This is a genomic window from Bacillus sp. RAR_M1_44, assembly GCF_020165935.1.
In the GTDB taxonomy this organism is placed as follows: Bacteria; Bacillota; Bacilli; order Bacillales; family Bacillaceae; genus Bacillus; species Bacillus altitudinis.
The window spans coordinates 664,381-685,957 of the sequence record NZ_JAIUKX010000001.1; the positions used below are offsets into that span (position 1 = coordinate 664,381).

Genomic DNA, 21,577 nt, shown 5'->3' on the forward strand with positions numbered 1-21,577 from the left:
TCAGAACAATATTTAATAAATACTAACAAAAAAGCCAGAAACATTGTTTTATCAACGTTTCTGGCTTTTTAACGGTTTTAAATAAATACGTCCCAGGAGAGATTCGAACTCCCGACCGACGGCTTAGAAGGCCGTTGCTCTATCCTGCTGAGCTACTGGGACATGTTGTTATGTAGTGTGCTGTGGTGTATTACCTCAGCGACAAGATTTATTATATTACTATTGTTCTTTAAAGTCAACGGTTTTTCGAAAGTTTTTTCATAAGGGGCAAATGCTGCACCCTTATGAAATACCTTCCAATGTGACAGTGTTTTCGAGGTCTTGTATGACGTGACCTTCGTCCGTGAAAAACTGTACGTTTGCTTCGCTTCCATCTAGTGTCAGTATAGCATAGCTGCGCTCTTTGCGCACTCTTGGCAGGTGTACGCTGCCTGGGTTAATGAGCAGTTTTCCTCTTAGCAGCTCACTGCCAGGGATGTGCGAGTGGCCAAAGCAGATAATGTCTGCGCCTAGCTCTTCTGCACGGTAGTAGACTTGGAGCAAGGATTGTTTGATGCCATGCAGATGTCCGTGAGTGAGAAATAGTTTTCCGCCTCCGTCCAGTGGGAGCAGGAGTTCTTCTTCAAAATCGCCCATAAAGTCACAATTTCCTTTGACGACTTTGTATCCTTCGAGTGCTGAGTGGTTCGTTTCGAGTTCTGAATCTCCGCAGTGAATCATCATGTCCACTTCAGCCGCATGCCGTTTAGCAATGGTTTGAAGTTCGTCTGTGAGTCCATGACTGTCACTAATGATGAGTATCTTCATGGCTTCATTCCCCCTTATTCATTTGCGTCTAGCAGTGATGAAAGCTTTTGAAGCGCGACCGCTCGATGGCTGATCTTGTTTTTTTCCTCTGGTGATAACTCGGCCATCGTCTGGTCTTTGTCTTTGACGATGAAAATTGGGTCGTATCCGAAGCCGTTTTCGCCGATCGGTTCTTCTGCGATAAAGCCTTCTACTGATCCTTCTACCGTTTTTGTTTCTTTCCCCGGTATACTGACAGCCAGGGCACATCTAAATCTAGCAGTGCGGTCTTCTTTTTCAATGCCTTGCAGCTCACTTAGCACCTTTTCCACGTTCTCGGCATCGTCTTTATGCTCGCCCGCGTACCTCGCTGAATAGACGCCAGGCTTTCCGCCAAGGTAATCAATCGACAGACCCGAGTCGTCTGCAATCACCATTTCACCTGCTTTGGCTTGAATGGCCTCGGCTTTGATGATCGCATTTTCTTCAAAGGTATGTCCTGTTTCTTCGATCTCTTCCGTAAATCCGATGTCCGCTAGTGTTTTGACCGTGAATCCTTTTGGCTCAAGAATGGCTTTGAATTCTTTCGCTTTGCCCGCATTGTGCGTTGCGATGATGGCAGTTTTCATCCTGATCAAACCCTTCTCTTTATTCGATAACTTCTCCTGTCACTGCTTTTTGCTTTTCAATTAATTCTTTGATACCTTTTTCGGCTAAATCAAGCAGTCCGTTTAGTTGTTCTCTTGAGAATGTCGCTTCTTCGCCAGTGCCTTGAAGTTCAACAAAGCGTCCAGCGCCTGTCATGATGACATTCATATCCACTTCAGCTGAAGAATCTTCTTCATAATTTAAATCTAACAGAAGTCCCTGTTTAGAATCAATTCCGACGGATATCGCGGCTAAATAATCAGTGATCGGATTTTCTTTCAAAACGCCTTCTGATTGAAGCTTTTGAATCGCTAGTGTCATGGCCACAAATGCACCTGTAATAGAAGCTGTGCGTGTGCCGCCGTCTGCTTGAATAACATCACAATCAATCCAAATGGTGCGTTCACCAAGCTTTTCTAAATCAACGACTGCGCGCAGAGCTCGTCCAATTAAACGCTGGATCTCCATTGTACGTCCTGTGACTTTTCCTTTAGATGATTCTCTTATCGTTCTTTGAGCCGTTGCTCTTGGAAGCATGCTATATTCTGCTGTAATCCAGCCTTTTCCTTCTCCTCTTAAAAAAGGAGGTACGCGGTCCTCGATAGATGCGTTACAAATCACCTTCGTATTGCCCGCTGAGATTAAGACAGAGCCTTCTGGATGCGTAATGTAGCCTGCCTGTATTTCAATTTTTCTTAATTCGTCGTATTGTCTTTCATCTAATCTCATGTTTTACCTCCGTTACAATATACATTCCGCGCGGGTGTCAGCGGGGTTCTCCTATTAACTTTGACAACCTCGATCCGTTCTAATCGCTTGGAATAAAAAAGAGGCAGCGAATGTGCATGCCTCTTTTTATCCATTATATCAATGTGTGACGTTAAAAACTACCTGTATTCACTTGTTCTGGTCGTGAAACCGGCTTTGTAAGCTCTGTTCCTTTTTCGTTCACAAGCTCTGCCTTTCCGTTTACCTTCACAGACACGCTTTTCACATCTGGCAGCTCTGTTAATGTCAGCACAATGCTATCAAGAACTTTTTGTGATATGACCTTTTTCTTTTCATCTGCACTACCAAAAATGGATTCATTGAAATCAAGGGTCACATGACCGTCTTTTACTTTCGGAACATCATTGAGCTTCACATCTTGATCAAAGTCTGTCAGCAATTGGCTTGTTTTGCTTGGCCCAGAGACGAGCTCATCAATGGCTGCTGTAATTGGATCATCCTCGTCTTTTGGTGCTCTTTTGGTCACCGGGACATAGTACGTCTGTTTGTCAGATTCAGCTAAATAGTAGACGGTCACAGGCTTTGTCGATGTCATATCAGCCGCAGCCTCGTGCTGAATATTAATGCCGTCCTCTCTGCTTAAATCATCTGAAATCGGTGTCCCATTCACAGGCATTTCTTTTAATTCATGGCCATTCATCTTTAATTTGACTTTCGCTACCGAATCAAACTGCGTTAATGTCCAAGTGACTGATTGTAAAATGCGCTGTTCGTCTTCTTTTTTATAGTTTTTGAATTCATTTGAGAAATCAACAACCGCAGTGCCATCTTTAATATCGACAGATACGCTCGTGTCCGCCGGCAGCACGGCTCTGAACCCATTTGGCATCAGGTTAGAAATCGGTCCCCCGTCTACGAGGTATTCAAGTGTTTGTTTCGCACTTCCTTCGTTCTTCGGCAGCGGAATGGATTGAGACACAACATATCCATTTTTATCAATTAAATATAATTCTCTCATGACGGTATCTGCTTGCTTCTCTTCTTTTCCTTCTTTCGCTGTTTGTTTCTCTTCTTTATTTTCTTTCACAAACGTGACATTTTGTGGTGGATCAATCTCTGTTTTCGCTTGGTCTGTTTGAAACAATCCGCATCCTGATAAAAGCATGGCTGACGCAATACACGTAACAGCTGCTGTAGTTCCTTTTTTCAGCATACTTCACCCTCCTCTAGTGGTTTGTACTAGTATGTATACGAGCTCCCTCAGAGGATTAGACCCTTTTCATAAAAAAATAACCCACTTCCATGAGAAGTAGGTTATTGCTGATATACGTGTTCAAGCGAAACCGTTTCGACCTTTCCTGGCAGGTAGCCGAACCAGTCTTGAGCGATGTTTTGAAAGTTTTGTTGCTGCCCTGTTGTGTAAATCGTATGAACAGGCTCTTCCTTCGAGTCATTTAACAGCCCTTTATATGAAAGAATGGTGCTCGCTTCTCTCGCTGTCTCGTCTCCTGAAGAAATGATGTTGACGCCACTGCCCATAAAGCGCTGAATCGGTTCTTTTAAAATCGGGTAGTGTGTGCAGCCCAGAATGAGTGTATCAATGCCTGTTTCTTTCATCGGTTCAAGAGAAGCTTTTACGACTTCATCTGCTGCATGATCTAAAAACGTACCACTTTCCACAAATGGCACAAGCAATGGACATGCCAAACTTTGAACAGTTAGTCCTGCTTTTAAAGAAAGCAGTGCTTCTTTATAGGCCTCACTTTTGATCGTATTGACTGTGCCGATGACGCCAATATGCTGATTGTTTGTGACCTTGATCGCTGTGCGGGCTCCGGGCTGGATTACGCCAATGACCGGGATATCAAGTGTTGCTTTAATTTCATCAAGTGCTATCGCCGTCGCAGTGTTACACGCAATGACAAGCATTTTAATATGGTGATGTCTTAATAGGTAGTGTGCCATTTCCCATGTATATTGAAGAACCTCTTCTTCTGCTCGAGGGCCGTATGGACATCGTTTTGTGTCGCCTACATAAATAATCTTTTCTTTTGGCAGTTGTCTCATGATTTCCTTCGCAACGGTTAAACCGCCTACACCGGAATCAATCACGCCGATGGGTTGATCCAACAAAATCGCCTCATTTTCTTTTCATTTGCTGCTGTAGTTTCGTTAAAGATTGGTTGAAAACGATGGCTTCTTCTTCTGAGAAAGCCCCTAGAAGTTCACTGACGTATTCTTGGCGTTTGACAATCACTTCTTGAATGATCCGCTCACCTTCAGGTAATAAATGAATGCGAACCACGCGGCGGTCAGACGGATCTTTCACCCGTTCAACAAGTTCACTTTTTTCCATTCGGTCAATTAAATCGGTTGTCGTGCTGCAAGCCAAATACATCTTTTGTGATAGCTCACCTATTGTCATATCTCCGAATTCATAAAGCCACTGAAGCCCTACAAATTGAGGAGGTGTAATCGTATATTGATTCAGAATTTCTCTACCTTTTTGCTTAATGATTGCAGCAATATGGCGCAATGATTTTTCAATTTCTGCAACATGGCCTGACTCATTCGTTTCCATTTCATTGATACCTCACTATAGCATCTCACTTTGATTAAAACGTACATTCCTATTTTCCTCGTTTTTCAATGAAATTGCAAGAAGAGACTCATGGAAACCATATAGAAATAACCGGCTCCTCCCTGGTGCGGAAGGAAAACCGGCTGACGTTAGAGCTCTAGCTCACCCATACGCAGAAGCTCGACTACGGCCTGTGAACGACCTTTGACTCCTAGCTTTTGCATGGCATTTGCTAAGCGTACCTTTTGCAAAACGTTATCCGTGCTGTCATTTGAATCTATAATAGATGTTTATTTTCCCATTTGGATCAATAACGATACGATCAATCAGCTTTTCAAACACATGCTTTAAGTCTTTTTCTCTATCCTCAAGTTCTTGAATGACTGCTTTCATTTCAATAATTGAATTCTTCTCATTTTGTACATGTTGTAATGAAAATAAACTCTGTTCAAGATTTGTTATTTTGGCCTGAATGTCGTTCCGTTTACTTTGAAATTCGGCTTTTGTAATCATTTGATCTTCTAAGTACAGTTCTAACAATCTTTTGTTTTGTGTCTCTAAAGATTTCAATTCTGCCTTTATGGCTTTAATTTGTTTTTCCTTTTGTTCAAGAGCATTTTTCTTGAAGTCATGTGAAATGCCCTCTGAAAATGTAATGAGATTTTCAACCACAAAATCTCGAAGTTCTTCATATTTGATCGGAACATGATTCACACATCCATCTTTCCCCGATCTTCTGAAATTACTACATTTTAGGTATTTCCAATAAGTTCGCTCTCCATTTTTCTTGTCTCGATGAGTTTGAATGATCACCATTTTAGAACCACATTTCCCACAAATAATTAACTTTCTCAACTCATTCCAAGGTGTGAATTTTCTCTTTTTATTGACAGTTTTTTTATTGTTAGCTTTTTCCCAATCTTCTCTAGAAACAATTGGCGGGCAGAAATCTTCATAAACAGTCCATTTTTCAGGTGGATTTCTAATGAATTTCTTTCGTCCATCTACCTTTATCGTCGTATGTCTATTAGCAATGTGAACTCCACAATAAATAGGGTTTTTTAAAATAGTCTGGACAGTTGTGAGCTGCCAGTTACTTCTTTTTCTAGGCGGAGGTATTTCACCAGCTTTACACTTCTCCTGCAAAGCGTATGTAACTCTTTTCTGGCCTAATCCCTCGTTGTTATATAAATGGAAGATTAACCTTATGACATCTGCTTCATTTTCATTAATAACGAGGTATTTCCCCTCTTTCATATAACCATACGGTATTCTTCCAGAATGCTCTCCTCGTCTGGCCTTTGCTGCAAGTACCCCACTTATGTTTACGGACATAGATTTAGGTAACTGCTCTGCGAAAAGGGCCGACATTTCAAATTTCATCGAAGCTTTGCTTTCGTACAGACTATCATAATCTTCTTCAAGCGTCACGACACGAACACCGTTAGATACTAAAATCTCTCTAATATAGAGGGCATCTTTCAAATCCCTGGCAAGACGTGTAATGGATTTGAAAATAACCATTTTTATTTCTTTCTTTTCAGCCAATGAAAAAATGTATTTCATTGCTGCCCTATCTTCAAGGACTGTTCCGCTGATACCATCATCTAACAAAACAGAACGGTCATCCCATTCATAGTTGTGTTGCTCGATCCAATATCGACAAACGTCAATTTGGTTTTCCTTAGAACTTATTTGCTCGTCGCGGTCTGTCGAAACCCTTGTATAGACTTTATAAGGGTAATCGTCATATTTGATGATTTCTTCAACTGATTCTTTGCGGAAATGCATATAACACACCCCAATTGTGAATTGTTCTTACTAAATTATAACATCTCGAATGTCAATTCCGTAATATTCTTAATTTGGAAAAAACATTATTTCATCCTCTTTTTAATCCAATAATATGATAGACTTATTTGGAAAATATTTGTTTTGGAGGGTCTATATTGAATCTTATTAAAACTTTTCTCCTTTTAATTTTATGTACCTTATTCATTACTGCTTGTGGCAAAGCAGAAAACACATCCACAAGTAACTCCAGTAAAAAAGAAGAAAGCATTGAAACTAAAAAAAAATTAAACGTAAAGATCACTTTGGATAAAGAAATCACAAACAATAAAATTATTATCCTTAGCGGGAAAAGCAACTTACCTAAAGATACGAAACTAAGGATTCGTCTTGAACAAAAAAATTCCCATAAAAACTCAATAGTTAATACAGCTGTTCAAAAGGATGGATCTTTCGAGTATAAATTCTTTAATGAAGATGACACAGTATTTGATGATGGGAAATATTTTATATATGTTGAAACATTACCGGTTCTTGAACAAGCTGAAGTTATTCAAGAAATTTTTGGAGATAATGGATCTAACCTCACTGGTCCACAGATTAGCGGTGACTCAGAACTAAAAGCAACTGCTGAAATAGATTTAAAAATAAACAATTCTGAAGTTATAACTGAGGAGGAAACTTTGCCTAAAGATAAAGATGCAGAGGAAGAGAAAAATGAAGTTTATACCTCAGAAGAAGTTGAAGATAACAGTGAAGAAGATGAGTTAGATATGATTAAATATGATGCAGAAATAGAAATCAAAAAAATTATCGAAGAGAACTATAAAACCACATCGATTGAAAAAATTGAAATTAACGAAGATATGGGTGTGAGTGAGAAGAACAAGTTAATTGCTCTTGTTTACTTATCTTTTGATGCATTGAACACAAGTAAGACAGCTTATAACATGGTTGAAATGTATAGTGATGACTTAGCTGCAAACATTGGCAAAGATAATGATACAGTCAATCAGATAGCTGTATTTTGGAAAGTTCCTTATATAGATGAAGATGAAACAGTGGCTAAATTCTCGTATGAACGTTCTGGAAATCAAATGAAAATTACCGATAAAGTATCTTCTTTAAAATGACCCTTCAAGTTGAAGGGTTTTTTATTACAATTTATAATCGAACATATATTCTCTTTATAGGGAGGGTACACCGTGACCGATCTTGAAAGGAAGTTATACCGAATCATCTATAACATGAGCAGATTCAGAAAGAACCCCACACTGGAGGACTTAAAGATAAAAACTGGTAAAGACGAACAATCTATAACAAAAGCCGTTAAAAATCTTATGTCAAGAAATGAGCTGGCATGGGATAAGGAGAAGAAGGAATGGCGGTTTAAATGATAATAAAAAGAAATACATGAGGGGTGCCTCGTCTAAGTAATTTAAAGGAATGTTATTCATTGAAATTCAAATCGCTGGATTTTTTTTGAAATAAAAGATGTTTTTATTGACTATAAAGTAAAAATTGATATGATTTATTTATGGTATCATATGTGGTGCCCCCTTCATAGTATAAGGAGAGGAACGGATGTCAAGAATAGAGAAGATGTTTTCAAAAATTACACGTAGCCCAGCCAATACAAACTGGCACGAACTAAAAACATTAGCTGAGTACTATGGGTGTGAAGTTGAAGATGGTGCAAATCACAAGAAAATTTATCACCCATCCTTAAAAAGGCCTCAAACAGTTCCTGTTCATAACAACCGAGTTAAGACTATCTATGTGAAAAAGCTAATAAAGCTTATTGAAGACATTCTGGAGGAGGAATAAGAATGTTGAAAGAATTAGATTACTACATGTCCTTGAAGTATAAAATTGAACTTAGTGAAATATCAGAAGAAGATGGAGGTGGGTGGCTAGCTACCCATCCTGAATTAGAAGGCTGTATGTCTGATGGAGAAACTACAGAAGAAGCAATACAAAATTTAAACGACGCTAGAAGAGAGTGGATCGACTTCTGTTTAAGAAAAGATCTTTCAATTCCTGAACCTAAACGTGCAGATGATCAAGAATATAGCGGCAAATTCACATTACGAGTATCAAAAAGTACTCATAAAAAACTAGTTGAAAAATCTGAAGAAGAAAATATAAGCTTGAATAATTTGGTGAACCAATATATTACTGAAGGATTATCTGGAGGGGTGATGCAAACTCTTTTCCAAAAATCAATTAAACAAATACAACAAGAAAAAATAAATGTAAGCATTAAATTTGCAAATAAAAGTATAAAAAATATAAAAGATTCATCAAATGATAATTGGAACGGTCTTCCTGATGGATTATCTAATTTAAAACAAATAGGAACATATAATAGATTTTTACGTACACACCATTCAAATAGGTTAAACTTCTTTAACTTAGAAGAAGAGGATGATTACAAATATGAGCAATAAAAATATAAATGTAGAAATGCAATTTATAGAAACTAAACTTATTAAATTAAATTTTGATTATAATGATTCACAAACAGAAGCTGCAGAGGTTATAAGAGAAAATAATATAAAAGATTACGCCTATGATAAAGAAAATGAATTGTTATTTATAGAAATAGAAGATAAAATATCTGGTCCTTTTAATTTGAATATAGTAGTAAAAGGTGTATATAATGTTTCATTCGATAAAGATGATGAGGAATTACAAGAAAGAAGTATTGCAAAGTTGTTTGAAAGTACTCAGGAATTAGCAAAATTATGCTATCCTTTACTTGCTGAAACCACTTTACTAACTGGCCAAATATCTGGAAAATCTATTGGAATGCCAATTATAATTAGACCAAAATTACAAGAAGATGATGATAAAGAATAACCCCTCAAATATGAGGGGTTTTTACTTTTACCTGGACGTATTTCGTGGCAGCTGTGATATAAAGACCTGATTTAAGCTTATACATTTTTGACCCGTTGACTGTCACACTCTTATCAATCGTAAATGCTTCACCAGGTTTCACCCTTTTATGCTTTGCTGACCAATTGGCTTTATTATAAACCCATAGCCACCCATCAGCATTCGGCTTCACTACGGCCATTTTAACGCCTTTTGGCGCCGTTTCCTTTTTAGGCTTTGTTTTAGTTGCAGAAGACACCTTTTTTAAACCGACGGCTGCCGCGATTCCTTCCGCATGCCCCTCGGCCAACAAATTGAGGAATGAATCTTGTTTGAGCAGCGCAGCATCTTTTTCCCGATCAATAAAAAGGTTCTCTGTCAAAATTGCTGGCATGTTTGTTTCTCTTAATACAGCAAGATTTTTAGACTTTTTACCGCGGTCTGATGTTTTTGCTTTGATCTTGTTATAAATGAAATCATGCACGGTTTTTTGCTGCTTGCCAGTGCTGGACGCTGCAGATAATTTATCGAAACGATACGTCTCAAAGCCTGTGCCGCCAGCTGCATTGATATGGATGGATGCAAAATAATCAGCGCCCCAATTATTTGCTAGTCTTGCTCTTTGAGACAGATCAATATAAACATCGGTTGATCGTGTGAGCTTGACTGTTGCCCCGTACACCTTTTCGAGAATCGCTTTAGTTTTCTTGGCAATCTTTAATACAAGATCCTTCTCTTTCAAACCATTTTCTGCTGCGCCCGGATCGTGTCCGCCGTGTCCTGGATCAAGCATAATTTTCTTTGTCATATTCAATCTCTCCAATCATTTTTTTGTATAGAAAAAAGCCGCCGATTACTCAGCAGCTTTCTTTTCTGATTCATCTTTTTGACTGTCGTTTTCAATGACGTGAAGACGGTCTGTGATGGAAGCTGGAATTTTAACCCCGATCTGTGCAAGGTTTTCTGTGATAGAAAGCCCTTCATTTGCAATATAGAAAAGCACTGTCCCGAAGGTCAGCACTCCATTTAAGCCCATGATCTGATCGATGATGTTAGCAACAATCACGACAACAAAACTAAGCATTTTCCGCACGTAACCGAACCATGCCGTTCGGCTTCGCAGCTTACCGATCTTCCATGCTTTGATGATACCCGTCAGAACGTCAATAACGCTTAGCAGCAAGAGCAAGTCCAAAAATTTCACTCCGCCGAATAGATATGTTCTTGCAAGATCCAAAGTTTCAAAGTTAATAAACACTATCGTTTCCTCCATTTCGTTAATCACCTCCTTTAAGAAGGCAAAATAAAAAGCACCTGTTAAGATGCTGTTGAACCTAAATCCACTGAGACAGCAGACTTATCAAACTTCAATCCTGTTATCTTTTCAAATTCTTCTTTTGTAATGACTCTTAAAGAAACATACTCCCGCATTATTTCGGGCGTATAAACACCCCAATCCCAAAACACTTTAATGTCGGCCGCCGTTGGATAAATCATGATGCCCCGCCTCTCTGCAGCTGCGAAAGCTGCAATGTAAGGAGAGCGACTTGTTTTTTTAGCAGCGCTACATCATCTGGTGGCGGTGGATCAGGCTGCAAACTATCAATGTATTCTTGTGTTGCTGATTCAAACCACTCTTCTTTTTTGGGATCGTACTTTGCAATAAATAACCCATCTGGTGGCTTTTTATCTGTATAGCCTTTGGGGATTTCCTCTCCGTTTTCTACATCTACTAAGATGTCCTTGTCTGCTTGCCAAATGTGATTTTCATCATATTTATACACCCAAATCATGTTCGCACCTCCCACGCTTACTTTGCTGTAAAACGGACCCCAAACGTAATAAATTCATTGGGGTTAACCGTATTAGAACAAGATTGAACACAAACTCGACCGTCAGTACCTATATAGGTGCGGTGATATTGTGGAACACCCGGTGTCCCCAAACTAGATGCTACACCAATAAAGTGAAATGACTGCAAAGGAAAGAATCCTTCAAGTAATGTAAACGCCTCGACATCATTACCAATCACACCACCAGTAATAGACCCGATGATCTCCACCTCTCCCGAAGCATCTTTTGAGTAGCGTAATGTGTGCGGAAATCCATCTGATGAAACATATTGCTTCCATCCTTTGGACAATGAAGGTGTTTTCCAAGTGACTGCAGCATCTCCGGCTGTTATGAGACGTTTCCAACCTCGAAAGCCTTGTGCATGGAACGTGCCAATCCAAGTCATATTATCAAATGATCTCGTGGCAATAATCCTTTTGTAATTAATTTCATTTTGGACATATGATGTTTCTAAAACTTCAATGTAATAGAAACTGGAATCAATCTCTACAGGCAGATTTAACAGATTTGCTCCCATATAAAAACCCGTTGGCAGTAAAAAAATATCAGTACCGTTTGGCAACCTTGCAACTTTACCGTCGTTAGGTGTAAGCCTGTGCAGCTGGCCGTTATTCCAGTTACTTTTTTCTGATTCTGTTACGTGAATCTTTTTGTTTTCAAGGTGCGGATCGACGTATTCTTTTGCCGTTTCCAGTGCCGCCGCTACTTTATCTTTTGCACCTGCAGGTGTTTCCGCGTGAGCATCCGTGTATTTTTTAGCTGCCGCAAGTGCTGCATCTGCTTTAGTCTGCGCGCCTTCCTTTGTTTCGATCTTATCCAAGTCCTCAAACTTAGCCCTCAGATCATCAATCGTTTGTATAGACTCTTCGTAAAGCTCATTTATCTTTATTCTTAAAGCCTCGAACTCGTCCACGTAATACTCAGTGATCGGCACAAAGTCTTGATCTATAAGCGACTTAGATATATTGAAAGAGAACTGATGCACAGACATAGATTGATCATTTGTATAGTACAAATTCAGCTCAGCTTGTACATTTCCATAATGCTTGATTTCTTCATCTGTCAAAACGTACTCGGCGTGTCCGTTCACTCTATCAACTATCGTTACGTCTCGAATGAATCGGCTGCCGTCGGCCATAACTAATACAAGTTTTCCTGTGACAGCTGCAAGAGACAAAGGTACGCCATCTTTCGTGAGCTTGAAAGTTAGCCTTGCTGTCTGTCGATCCTGTGTCCAAAAATTTATGCTGGTTGATACACTTGAACTGGTATATGCGTTCACATCAAAATCAAGTGGTCCATTCTTTCGAATCATGTTATCACCTCTCTCATGTCACATTCTCTATTGTTTTAATAGGATCAACGCTGTTATCTTTCAAGCTGCCTTCTGCGCCAGCTCCTTTGAGTCTATTTCCAAAATGCTGAATCCTTGAACACTTGCTAGTCAAATACATCGCGAATCTGCATTTTTTCCCTCGCACTTTGTTGAATCTTGCTGCCGATTCTGTGACTCCATCCATGAAGATAATTCCGTAATACGGGTTTGATGAAGAAGTCCTTTTACCAGCATTCTGAATATCGCTGAAATCAACGTTTATGTCCTCTGAATCTCCTGAAACAGAAATCCCCGAATATCCAATTTCACGTAAAGTTGTGTTTGTGACATCAATGTTCTTACATCCTAATTCCACACGCACGCCATTTCCTTCGATGTCTCGTCCAATGCTTAAATCGACTTTGCCATTGCTGCACCGAGTTAAGAGCACCCCATGATGCTTGATGTCTCTAAATTGATTGTGAGACACCAAAAAGCCATCCACATCCGATAAATGGATAGCATGCTTGACCTTTACGCCATTTATTTTGTTTCCTGAAACTTCAACGTCGTCAATTTTTTGAATCCCTTTACGGCCATATACCTGAATAGCATGACGCTCTTTGATATTGGTAAAAGTGTTATCTTTGACTGAAAGACGCTTTACCTTGTTGACCCTGTTCGTAGGATTGCCGTTTGCGTCTTGCGTGTAGACCGATTCAACTCTTGGGATCATTAGTCTTACGCCGGATGCACAATCCTTAAATCTGTTTCGGCTTATTACAACGTCTTCCCATTTGTTCCCTGAAATTGCGTACTCGGTCGTATCTTCAAAATCGTTGTTTTCGATACGAATATCAGAATACCAAAAGCCATCTGTGCTGGTGTGAGAATCTATCCCCCGTGCATATCCTTTTAAGCTTTCGGATCTGCTGAAATAGCAGTCTCGAATAGTGACATGCTTGCTCACAGTTTGATCATAAGCTCCAAATGCGCCGAAGTTGCCCGCCGATCTCATTAAGTCCAGCTGAATCGCAGCAGAAAACCATCTGTCGCCTTTATAATCAGCGAAACCTTTAAACCAGACATTTTCAACTAAGACGTGCTTATTGCCTGCGCAGTCAAAGGCATGACCGCCGCACACATCCTTGATAGTGATGTCCCGTATGATAATGCGCTCAGCATGTGCAAAGCCTATGACTGAACATTGTTCTTTAATCTCTCCCCCTGCGCTATCAAACATTCCCTGACCGTCAATCAGCAAATTCCCATGTCCTTCATAGCCTTTGGTTTGATCGTCTTTGTCACCATTTACAAGCATTGACCCTACAAATCCGCGCCTTATAACGGCACCAGCTTGTAAGGTCAAATGAGTATTTTTATATATGCGGGCTGTCTCCGTCAGCTTGTAATTACCGGGTGGCACTACAATATGCACAGGATATAATTTTGCAAGGCTTAGTGCAGCCTTAAAGCCCGCTGTGAAGCTCCCGTATTTCTTGATGAACTTTTTGAGATTGAGAGAAACTGCAGAATCTTCAATTTCTTGCTCAAGTATTTGGAAATCATAATCAAGACGATCTTTTGCGGTGGGATGAATGGATGCATCCCTAGCGACACGAATATCAACCACTTCTTTAACATCTTTTCCATCGTGATTTAATACTAGATTGATAATCCTTGACCACATGTTGTCTATTCGATTGGCAACAGAGAATAACCCATGTTTGATTTGATTCGACGTATGAGCTATATCGTTTGTTTTATGCCGTTTCAAATCATCTGCATTCTGATTCAAATGAGTTTCTATAGACTGCATATCCTCTCGCAGCTGCTCTGCGTATTTCGAGTTTCGTCTAGTGTCATAGTCCTTTCTAAGCCTCACCATGTTCTCACTCTCCTTTTTTGGCAAAAATAAAAAGACCCTATCTAAGCGTCTTGAGCATGTCGTTTATATATCGTTGTAAATTCTTCATTTTCTTTACTTGATCTACATTAATACGCTGAATGTCCTTGCGGAAGTTCGCAAATGTTATCGTTGGGCTGCTATACGGATTGAGAGGGTTATGCTGAATTGAGACAACTCTCAAATCGTCCTCAAAGGTTATTCCGTCTGCTGTGTCAGCGATGACGTGAATCGTGTCACCTAGCCAAAAATCTTGTTCAATTTCAAGCAATTTCGGTTCATAGATTTTTTGGAATTCTACTTCCACAGTCATTTCCGGGTAAGGATTAACATGTTTCTTTAACGCAGAAATGATACTGCTAGATTTTTTGTATCTCTCATCTTTTATCGGCTCCGCCCAGCGTGGTTTACCTTCGATCAAAAATTTGTCTTCATCAGGATGAATATATAGAACTGGTTCAAATACATACTCAGGCTCTTTCTCTTCTTTTGACTCTTCTTTACCATCTTCTGTAGTTTTGCCATCACCTTTTGATTCAGAGACGGAATCTGTTTCTTTTTGTGCGCCGTATCCCCACGCACGAGTGGTACAATTCTGAGAATCTGTCGTAATAGTAATGCCTGGCATGTTATAACGACTATCAAGCACAAAGTCTATTACTTGACCCATTTTTTTGTAAACATGGATTTTGTAATTATCCACGTCTAACTCTATGCCATAATCTTCAATGATTTCATCCATCAATTCTGTGGAATTCTTTTCACCGAAGTTTTCTTGTTCTGCGGAAGGAATTTCACCCGCTTTTGCATGTATGACATACTTGAAATCAGTTCCTTTAAGAGCAATATCAAGCGCTTCTTTTATGCTTAATTTCTTAGAAACTGTTTTTTCAATTCTGTTATTAATTAACAGAACGGAGAAAATATGCGCAGCTGTAACCGTTTTTGTTAGCACTCCATTTTCCTGATGCAAACTTACATTCGTAATGTAGTATTTTTGATGATTATATTTCTTTTCATCAAGATATAAAACATTATCAACAATTAATAGCTCAAACTCTGCACCATTTTCCTGTGTGCGTGGCAGTGTAAAACTAAACGATTTTTTACCTGTTGGATCGGCTGTAAAATCAACAGACACGCCCGTGATCTCTATGACATCCTTTCCATCCTTACTTGATACGTGAAGCTGTGGAAAATCCACATCAGACGGCAAATTTTGATTGAGTGGCATGTCTATCCCATCGTATTCCTTACTTGGAAACTCAGAGCCCGTTGGTGTTTCTGGTTCACTCGGTTCTTCTGGTAGATCATCCAAATTATCATATTGTGTGAGCTTGTAAGTAAAGATGATGCTGTTTAATTTTGTAGCATAATTGATATCAGTCGCATAACCACCCTTTGCAACAGCAGCAGTAGCTTTTTGGTAGTCTTTTTCACCCACCACATCTTTATAGTGACTAAGCCTAGTGTATAGACTTCCTAGATCAGCAAGGCTCTCTGCATATGATGGATACTTTCTAAAGCGCGCTTGTACTCTAGTTTCATTGCCGTGCTTGTCCTGTTCTTTGGTCCACATTAATACATATTTGCCGTTATAAGTCCCTTTGACTCCAAAGAGGTTGTAGGCTTGTTTAGATAGATCACTCGATCCGAAACCACTCTCAAGGCAACCTTGAGCGATGACAAGGCTTGCAAGCACCTTGTATTTTTTTTGGACCTTTTGCGCTCCCGGCGCTAATTTCTTGATAAAGTCAACCGCAGCCATGTCACCCCTCCTTATGCATAATAGAATCTTGTGTCAAACACAATTTCAATGTCACTTGCGTTTTGAATTTCAAAGTCGTTTCTGCCGATATCGAGTGATGGAAGTCTACCAGATGTCTTGAGCCGTTTCTTGTTAGCGACGGTGTACTGTTTAATAAAAGAAACCTCTCTTGATTTGGATATTTCATCTTCAATTTTCAAACGTTCACCTGTTGTATGATTGATGATTGTTACACCTTTTCCTTTTGCTCTCAACGTCACTTGATAATCATGCCTCAAAGGGTTGATTCTAAAATCTCCGATGTTGTAGATGCTGAACGTTTTTTTGTTCTTGAAAGAATACTCTAGGTCGTCACGCATCTCAATATTCATTCCGGGACTCCATCGTTCACCCTCAAATGTTTGAGGATTAAGCGATGTACTTTTCGATTCAGCAGCACCCAAAACATCGGTGAATTCAACGCTAAAAACAACATGGTTCTTTTCTTTTTCCTTCGGAGTAGTGAAATTCCCCTCACACGTCACTAAAAATCTTCTGTTCGGAAGCAGGTCACATGAGATGTAGTATGGGAAAGGTTTAACTAATAAAGCATATAGTTCACTTCTATAACTGTAGAAATTTTCAGCAATGATTGAGTTCATATATATTTCAAGCTGAATCTGTCTTTCTTTGTACTTCACATCCCGCGGATGTTGTGGCAATACAATTCCGTTAATTCGTTGTAATGACACCGTCTCAAATTCTACGATTGGTGAGGCAGGTGTCAGGCTTAACGGATGGAAATGAGGAAGCAAGTCATTTAGACTTTGCTCACCTAATCCATTGTTAAAATCAATATATAACTCCATTACCTCACCCCACTCATAAATGCTTCTTTTCTAAAACGTTCACCTGTCGTTTGATCTAGCTTTCGACCATCCATGTAGTTGTTGCTATCTTTTGAGATTAATTGTTCAAAGCCTTTTTGCATCATCATTAATCCTTGAGACAGCAGGTCTATTTGTTGAGCCATAAGACCAATTTGCTTGTTTTGGTTCTCGATCATCTGTCTCATATCAGATCCATCTTGCTGCCTGCTCTGAGGCTTGTCTCGTTTATTACTGATGCGATCAAGCATTTGTAAAGCCGTGGAGATCATGCCCTCCCCAAAACTAGGCACTCCAAGCTCTTTGCCGAGATTAGAATACAGCTGTAAAGAGCGCTTACGGTACTTTGGCTCAGTCGTGATAGCATATTCTCGCCAGCCATTTTCCCCTAATTGAGCGATCTGATGATTGTCAATCACACCACCAGATGCATAACCGATGTAAGGGCCACCGCGCGCCATAGACTTTAATCCCGGATGGTTATAGATACCGCCATAACGCTTGTTAAGATAGTTAATTGCAGCAACAATTTGATGAACTGGATGTTTGATGTTTCCATATCCGGGCTTTTTGTAAGCAGCAAATGTGCTTGGTATGAATTGCATAAGCCCTTGTGATGGATGACCAGCTCTGGCGTTGCTATCCCATCGGTTAACTAAGGTCGGGTTTCCACTTGATTCCTTCATGGCAATGGTTTCTAATGCTTTTGCATAGGATGGAGAAATACCTGTGATGCTGATGGCTTGTGCAACCCACTTTTTGACTGCAGCACTACCCCCTACACCTTTGAATGATCCTCCGTCTCCTCCAAAATCACCTAATGATTTTGTTAAAAATCCTAAAGCGCCTTTTTGAATCGTCTTTAAAATACCTGTTCCCAAACCGTCTATCCCTTTGCCGGATTTAAAGGGAATAAGACCGCCGAATATATTGCTGATAATTTTCTTTGGTCCAGCCATCACAAGGTCAAAGATATCTGATCCGAAATCTTTCACCTTGCCGACTGCTTCACCAGCTTTTTTAACGCCTTTTTTAAAGAAATCGCCAACGCCGCCAGCATAACCCGGTAAGCCCTGTGAAGTGATTTTCTTGGTCTGATCATGAGGCAGTACCGATGTTCCACGAGGTAAATCCCAAATTTGCGGACCACCAACGCCAACCATATATGTTCCAACACCCGGAGTATGAGCAAGCTCATATCCTTCCTCGCCAACCAGTGCACGACCGCCCGGGTGGTAGTCAGTACCTTTTGCATATGCCTTACCGGGCGCAACATTCATCTCTTTTTTTCTGCCACCATGTCCACTTGGCTTCCATTCTTTTATAGGTCGACCCATCCCTAAGAATTCTAGAACGTCATTGATACCGCCTGTAATGGTATTTACTACCCCAGCAAGATCCACTAAGAATGTATCCCATTTTCCAAGTGCTTCTCCTGTTTCCCAGTTAACTTGTTCAATATGACCTTCCGCTTGTTTCTTTGCTTCTTCAACAACACCTTTATGAGTTTTTTTAGCTTGCTCTATTGTTTTTTCTTTTTGTTCTTTTGCAGCTTTAACTGTTTCGTCATGTTGCTTTTTACTAATTGTCTTTTTGACGTACCGTTGATCATCCGCCTCTCTAATAACTGCAGCTGCTTCCTTTTCAGCATTACTAATAACCTTATCCTTGGCATCTTTACTATGTTTCACTGTTGCAGCTGCTTGTTTGGCCGATAAATTAGACGATTCTGCTTTTAACTTTTTGGAGATGAGTGTTTGCTCATCTTTGCTTTTCGTAAGAGCCGTTTCAATTTCTTTGCTCATTTCCTTTGTATGTTTTTTAACTTCTTTCCATTCTTCTTTAGTCAATTCACGGTGTTCTTTAGCTGCTTTTTCATAGATTTTTTTTACTTTATTCTCGTGTTTCTCTATTGCCTTTTGCTTTTTCTGATTACCTTCTTCGATGCTCTTAAGAATTCCCTTTTCGTCTTTATCTTTAAGAGCATCATTTTCCGCATAGAATTTACCCAAAACATCTAAGGCTTTATCAGCACTGTCTTGGTAACCTTTTTTCAACGTGCCTGCCATCTCTGAGAATTTACCTGTCATATCTTTGGCTAGATCATCTGTGATCTTTGTTTGATTTCGATAAAGGCTGTCTAATTTTGCATTGGCTTTTGTCTCCATATCTTTATAAGCATTTATAGCTTTAGAAGTGGATTCAGATACTTTATCACCAAAATCTATCGTCGCTGGTAAGACGCGTTTTTTCAGGTTGTCATAATATTTAAACCCTGCTTCGCCTAGAAGCGTGACACCCGTTATTAACATACCTACAGGACCACCAAGCACAGATAAGCCGCCTCTAAGCAAACTCACAACACCTGCACCTTTTTTAAGGATGTTAAACAGGCCAAAACCGCCCTTTGCAAGTTTCAAAAATCCTCCTGCACCTTTTACGGCGTTTACTCCTGCCATGACTATACCTTTACCAAATTTAAGTATCTCAGGAAGAAAAGAGAGCGCAAGACCGCCAACCATACCCATTGGCCCACCAAACATCATTAAACCGCCGCCAGCAATTCGAGACGCACCGCCAAGTCCACGCATTGTCCTTGATGTTCTTGTGGCCGTTTGATTTAGACGGCCCATACGTGTAGTCGCTAGACCAGTGTTTTGTTGTAAACGACCCATGCGAGTAGACATAACGGCCGTTGATGCTGCAGCTGTGTTAATACCTGTCGCCGCAGTTCTTGAAGCGACACCCGCAGCAGTAACTTGTGTCGTGTATACTCCTAGACTTGCTGATGATCCTCTGACAGTGCCTGTCAGATACGTGCCAGCAGTTCTAAGCACTCTCCATCCCTCGGCCATTCTAGGGATGAGACTCAATAACAATAACGAAGCCCCGCCTAAAAGACTGAAAGCTGTAACTGCTGCACCAGTAACGGCGATAGTTCCCATAACAGATGGAGGAAGATGATCAAACCAGTTAACGACTTTTGTTAATCCATCTACCACTTTGCGCACTGTAGGAATAAATTGATTCCCTAATGAAATAACTGCGTTATTTACGGCAGAACGTAAGTATTCCACAGATCCCGCAAGGTTGTCCATTTGCTCTTTGGCAACTTTTTCAGCTATACCGCCACTGTTTTCTATTTCTTTTGTGAATTTGTCGATCTTATCACCGCCTGCATGAAGCAAAGTGATAAAACCAGATAAGGCATGTTGACCAGCCAATTGTTTTGCAATACGAATTTTTTCAGTTTCCGTATAGTTTTTCGTCTTTTCGTTAATCTGATCTATGATGTTTGATAAAGGTTTCATGCGGCCGTTTGCGTCAGTAATACTCAGGCCAAGCTCGTGAATTGCGTTACCAGCTGGCTTGGGAGGTGCCGCAAGCCTTGTTAATGTGGATCGTAATGCGGTACCCGCCATATCTGCTTTGATTCCACTGTTCGCCATGATACCCGTTGCGGCCGCTAATTCCTCCATGCTGACACCTGCAGTTTTTGCTGCTGGCCCCGCGTATTTCATTGTTTGTCCAATCTGTTGCAGCGTGGCGTTTGAGTTGGTGAACGTGTAGGTCATGGCGTCCGCCACACGGTTTGTATCTTCTGCAGCAATGTGAAATTCCGTTAAGATATCAGATACAATATCTGCTGTTACACCTAAATCTGTTTGCCCTGCTGCCGCAGTAGCAAGCAAGCCCGGCATGGCACCGATAATGTTATTTGTCTTATAACCAGCCATTGCAAGGTATTGCATTCCTTCGGCAACCTGTCCGTCTGTAAATTGTGTCGTAGCCCCCAAATGACGCGCCGTTTCCGTGAGACGGCCCATCTCGTCATTCGATGCATTCGCCACAGCACCGACCCTGCTCATAGCCTTTTCAAAGTCTGCGGCCACTTTGACAGCTCCGCCTATTGCGACGGTACCTGCTACACCGATACCTGTTAATGCCTTCCCTGCCATTCCCGCAGCAGAGTAGACAGATTGCAACTCTTCTGATACTTCTCCGGCGTTCTTCTTAAAAACAGAAAAAACACCGGCTGCTTTATTGCCGGTGCTTTGCAAATGCTCAAATTCTTTAGATACATCTCGTAATTCTTTTTCTAACTTTTGATGAACCGCGATGGAGTCATTGAGTTTGCGGGCGTGCATTTGTGTTTCTCGCGCATCACGTCCCTTTTCCCTGACAAGCTGTTCATATCGTTTTCGGTGTTCTTGAACAATTCGCCCTTGAAGACGATATTTGTTGTTAAGGCCCTCTACTTGTGATTGTAATTGTTTTGATCTATCACCAGTATTTTTATATATGGCCGCAGATGCCTTCATTTCAGAGTTGGTCAATCTCAATTGCCTTTGAAGCCCTGTTATGCCTCTATTAAAACCCGAATCATCCAGATTGACCTTAGCGACCATATTGCCAATTGCTTGAGTCATTTATGTACCACCCCGCTTCCCTG

21 protein-coding genes, 1 tRNA gene and 1 pseudogene are annotated in these 21,577 nt (G+C 40.3%); 5 read left to right on the forward strand and 18 right to left on the reverse strand.

Translation table 11 applies throughout. The features are described 5' to 3' along the window. Positions 1–88 precede the first annotated feature (88 nt). The 9 genes and pseudogenes from LCD34_RS03530 to LCD34_RS03570 form a co-directional block, all read right to left on the reverse strand. Positions 89–162: transfer RNA gene (locus LCD34_RS03530), tRNA-Arg, on the reverse strand. A gap of 120 nt (positions 163–282) precedes the next feature. After that, positions 283–807: a YfcE family phosphodiesterase gene (locus LCD34_RS03535; protein ID WP_144716602.1), complete on the reverse strand. Its 525-nt coding sequence runs from the start codon at positions 805–807 to the stop codon at positions 283–285. A gap of 14 nt (positions 808–821) precedes the next feature. Then, entirely contained in the window at positions 822–1,424 is a 603-nt protein-coding gene (locus LCD34_RS03540; RefSeq protein ID WP_144716601.1) for an XTP/dITP diphosphatase, read from the reverse strand. A gap of 10 nt (positions 1,425–1,434) precedes the next feature. Then, on the reverse strand, positions 1,435–2,163 hold the full coding sequence (rph, locus tag LCD34_RS03545) for a ribonuclease PH (RefSeq protein WP_007501599.1): 729 nt from the start codon (positions 2,161–2,163) through the stop codon (positions 1,435–1,437). A 151-nt stretch (positions 2,164–2,314) separates the two neighbouring features. Beyond that, positions 2,315–3,376 (reverse strand): GerMN domain-containing protein, encoded by a 1,062-nt coding sequence (locus LCD34_RS03550; RefSeq protein WP_017358166.1) that lies wholly within the window; start codon positions 3,374–3,376, stop codon positions 2,315–2,317. Positions 3,377–3,477: 101 nt separating this feature from the next. Continuing rightward, positions 3,478–4,296, reverse strand: a complete 819-nt coding sequence (gene racE, locus LCD34_RS03555; protein WP_206677428.1) for a glutamate racemase — start codon at positions 4,294–4,296, stop codon at positions 3,478–3,480. Between the two features lie 7 nt (positions 4,297–4,303). After that, positions 4,304–4,744, reverse strand: a complete 441-nt coding sequence (locus LCD34_RS03560; RefSeq protein WP_007501606.1) for a MarR family winged helix-turn-helix transcriptional regulator — start codon at positions 4,742–4,744, stop codon at positions 4,304–4,306. Positions 4,745–4,893: 149 nt separating this feature from the next. Next, positions 4,894–4,980 (reverse strand): annotated as a pseudogene (locus LCD34_RS03565) (hypothetical protein); the annotation flags it as partial. A 31-nt stretch (positions 4,981–5,011) separates the two neighbouring features. Continuing rightward, positions 5,012–6,535 (reverse strand): recombinase family protein, encoded by a 1,524-nt coding sequence (locus LCD34_RS03570; RefSeq protein ID WP_224558521.1) that lies wholly within the window; start codon positions 6,533–6,535, stop codon positions 5,012–5,014. 158 nt (positions 6,536–6,693) lie between these two features. Between LCD34_RS03570 and LCD34_RS03575 the strand changes: the two genes are divergently transcribed. The 5 genes from LCD34_RS03575 (at position 6,694) to LCD34_RS03595 (ending at position 9,397) form a co-directional block, all read left to right on the forward strand. After that, positions 6,694–7,668, forward strand: a complete 975-nt coding sequence (locus LCD34_RS03575) for a hypothetical protein (protein ID WP_224558522.1) — start codon at positions 6,694–6,696, stop codon at positions 7,666–7,668. 72 nt (positions 7,669–7,740) lie between these two features. Then, complete coding sequence (locus LCD34_RS19620) at positions 7,741–7,932, forward strand: hypothetical protein (protein ID WP_224558523.1); 192 nt, start codon at positions 7,741–7,743, stop codon at positions 7,930–7,932. A gap of 187 nt (positions 7,933–8,119) precedes the next feature. Next, positions 8,120–8,362, forward strand: coding sequence for a hypothetical protein (locus LCD34_RS03585; protein ID WP_224558524.1), 243 nt, complete (start codon positions 8,120–8,122; stop codon positions 8,360–8,362). A 2-nt stretch (positions 8,363–8,364) separates the two neighbouring features. Continuing rightward, positions 8,365–8,985, forward strand: a complete 621-nt coding sequence (locus LCD34_RS03590; protein WP_224558525.1) for a type II toxin-antitoxin system HicB family antitoxin — start codon at positions 8,365–8,367, stop codon at positions 8,983–8,985. Then, positions 8,975–9,397, forward strand: a complete 423-nt coding sequence (locus LCD34_RS03595; protein ID WP_224558526.1) for a hypothetical protein — start codon at positions 8,975–8,977, stop codon at positions 9,395–9,397. The genes LCD34_RS03590 and LCD34_RS03595 overlap by 11 nt, the downstream gene beginning before the upstream one ends. 4 nt (positions 9,398–9,401) lie before the next feature. On the opposite strand, the gene LCD34_RS03600 is transcribed toward LCD34_RS03595, so the two are convergent. The 9 genes from LCD34_RS03600 to LCD34_RS03640 are packed head-to-tail and all read right to left on the reverse strand — an operon-like array spanning position 9,402 to position 21,554. After that, complete coding sequence (locus tag LCD34_RS03600) at positions 9,402–10,223, reverse strand: N-acetylmuramoyl-L-alanine amidase (RefSeq protein ID WP_224558527.1); 822 nt, start codon at positions 10,221–10,223, stop codon at positions 9,402–9,404. Positions 10,224–10,268: 45 nt separating this feature from the next. Next, the gene (locus LCD34_RS03605) at positions 10,269–10,688 is read right to left on the reverse strand and encodes a holin family protein (protein ID WP_224558528.1); all 420 of its coding nucleotides are present in this window, start codon (positions 10,686–10,688) and stop codon (positions 10,269–10,271) included. A 44-nt stretch (positions 10,689–10,732) separates the two neighbouring features. Next, on the reverse strand, positions 10,733–10,912 hold the full coding sequence (locus LCD34_RS03610) for an XkdX family protein (protein ID WP_224558529.1): 180 nt from the start codon (positions 10,910–10,912) through the stop codon (positions 10,733–10,735). After that, positions 10,909–11,208: a hypothetical protein gene (locus LCD34_RS03615; RefSeq protein ID WP_224558530.1), complete on the reverse strand. Its 300-nt coding sequence runs from the start codon at positions 11,206–11,208 to the stop codon at positions 10,909–10,911. Before LCD34_RS03615 ends, LCD34_RS03610 begins: the two co-directional genes overlap by 4 nt. 17 nt (positions 11,209–11,225) lie before the next feature. Beyond that, positions 11,226–12,584: a phage baseplate upper protein gene (locus LCD34_RS03620; protein WP_224558531.1), complete on the reverse strand. Its 1,359-nt coding sequence runs from the start codon at positions 12,582–12,584 to the stop codon at positions 11,226–11,228. A gap of 13 nt (positions 12,585–12,597) precedes the next feature. Then, positions 12,598–14,472 (reverse strand): right-handed parallel beta-helix repeat-containing protein, encoded by a 1,875-nt coding sequence (locus LCD34_RS03625; protein WP_224558532.1) that lies wholly within the window; start codon positions 14,470–14,472, stop codon positions 12,598–12,600. A 37-nt stretch (positions 14,473–14,509) separates the two neighbouring features. Beyond that, positions 14,510–16,258: a phage tail protein gene (locus tag LCD34_RS03630; protein ID WP_224558533.1), complete on the reverse strand. Its 1,749-nt coding sequence runs from the start codon at positions 16,256–16,258 to the stop codon at positions 14,510–14,512. A gap of 11 nt (positions 16,259–16,269) precedes the next feature. Continuing rightward, complete coding sequence (locus LCD34_RS03635) at positions 16,270–17,106, reverse strand: phage tail domain-containing protein (RefSeq protein WP_135226629.1); 837 nt, start codon at positions 17,104–17,106, stop codon at positions 16,270–16,272. Then, the gene (locus tag LCD34_RS03640) at positions 17,106–21,554 is read right to left on the reverse strand and encodes a phage tail tape measure protein (protein ID WP_224558534.1); all 4,449 of its coding nucleotides are present in this window, start codon (positions 21,552–21,554) and stop codon (positions 17,106–17,108) included. The genes LCD34_RS03635 and LCD34_RS03640 overlap by 1 nt, the downstream gene beginning before the upstream one ends. Between the last annotated feature and the right edge of the window lie 23 nt (positions 21,555–21,577).

What these genes read in the sequence shown, in the direction of transcription:
- LCD34_RS03595 (WP_224558526.1), top strand. Translation starts at nt 8,975, where the DNA reads ATGAGCAATAAAAATATAAATGTAGAAATGCAATTTATAGAAACTAAA.
- LCD34_RS03570 (WP_224558521.1), bottom strand. Translation starts at nt 6,535, where the DNA reads ATGCATTTCCGCAAAGAATCAGTTGAAGAAATCATCAAATATGACGAT.
- LCD34_RS03600 (WP_224558527.1), bottom strand. Translation starts at nt 10,223, where the DNA reads ATGACAAAGAAAATTATGCTTGATCCAGGACACGGCGGACACGATCCG.
- LCD34_RS03590 (WP_224558525.1), top strand. Translation starts at nt 8,365, where the DNA reads ATGTTGAAAGAATTAGATTACTACATGTCCTTGAAGTATAAAATTGAA.
- LCD34_RS03625 (WP_224558532.1), bottom strand. Translation starts at nt 14,472, where the DNA reads ATGGTGAGGCTTAGAAAGGACTATGACACTAGACGAAACTCGAAATAC.
- LCD34_RS03585 (WP_224558524.1), top strand. Translation starts at nt 8,120, where the DNA reads ATGTCAAGAATAGAGAAGATGTTTTCAAAAATTACACGTAGCCCAGCC.
- LCD34_RS03610 (WP_224558529.1), bottom strand. Translation starts at nt 10,912, where the DNA reads ATGATTTATCCAACGGCGGCCGACATTAAAGTGTTTTGGGATTGGGGT.
- LCD34_RS03635 (WP_135226629.1), bottom strand. Translation starts at nt 17,106, where the DNA reads ATGGAGTTATATATTGATTTTAACAATGGATTAGGTGAGCAAAGTCTA.
- rph (WP_007501599.1), bottom strand. Translation starts at nt 2,163, where the DNA reads ATGAGATTAGATGAAAGACAATACGACGAATTAAGAAAAATTGAAATA.
- LCD34_RS03620 (WP_224558531.1), bottom strand. Translation starts at nt 12,584, where the DNA reads ATGATTCGAAAGAATGGACCACTTGATTTTGATGTGAACGCATATACC.
- LCD34_RS03640 (WP_224558534.1), bottom strand. Translation starts at nt 21,554, where the DNA reads ATGACTCAAGCAATTGGCAATATGGTCGCTAAGGTCAATCTGGATGAT.
- LCD34_RS03630 (WP_224558533.1), bottom strand. Translation starts at nt 16,258, where the DNA reads ATGGCTGCGGTTGACTTTATCAAGAAATTAGCGCCGGGAGCGCAAAAG.
- LCD34_RS03550 (WP_017358166.1), bottom strand. Translation starts at nt 3,376, where the DNA reads ATGCTGAAAAAAGGAACTACAGCAGCTGTTACGTGTATTGCGTCAGCC.
- LCD34_RS03615 (WP_224558530.1), bottom strand. Translation starts at nt 11,208, where the DNA reads ATGATTTGGGTGTATAAATATGATGAAAATCACATTTGGCAAGCAGAC.
- LCD34_RS03560 (WP_007501606.1), bottom strand. Translation starts at nt 4,744, where the DNA reads ATGGAAACGAATGAGTCAGGCCATGTTGCAGAAATTGAAAAATCATTG.
- LCD34_RS03535 (WP_144716602.1), bottom strand. Translation starts at nt 807, where the DNA reads ATGAAGATACTCATCATTAGTGACAGTCATGGACTCACAGACGAACTT.
- LCD34_RS03605 (WP_224558528.1), bottom strand. Translation starts at nt 10,688, where the DNA reads ATGGAGGAAACGATAGTGTTTATTAACTTTGAAACTTTGGATCTTGCA.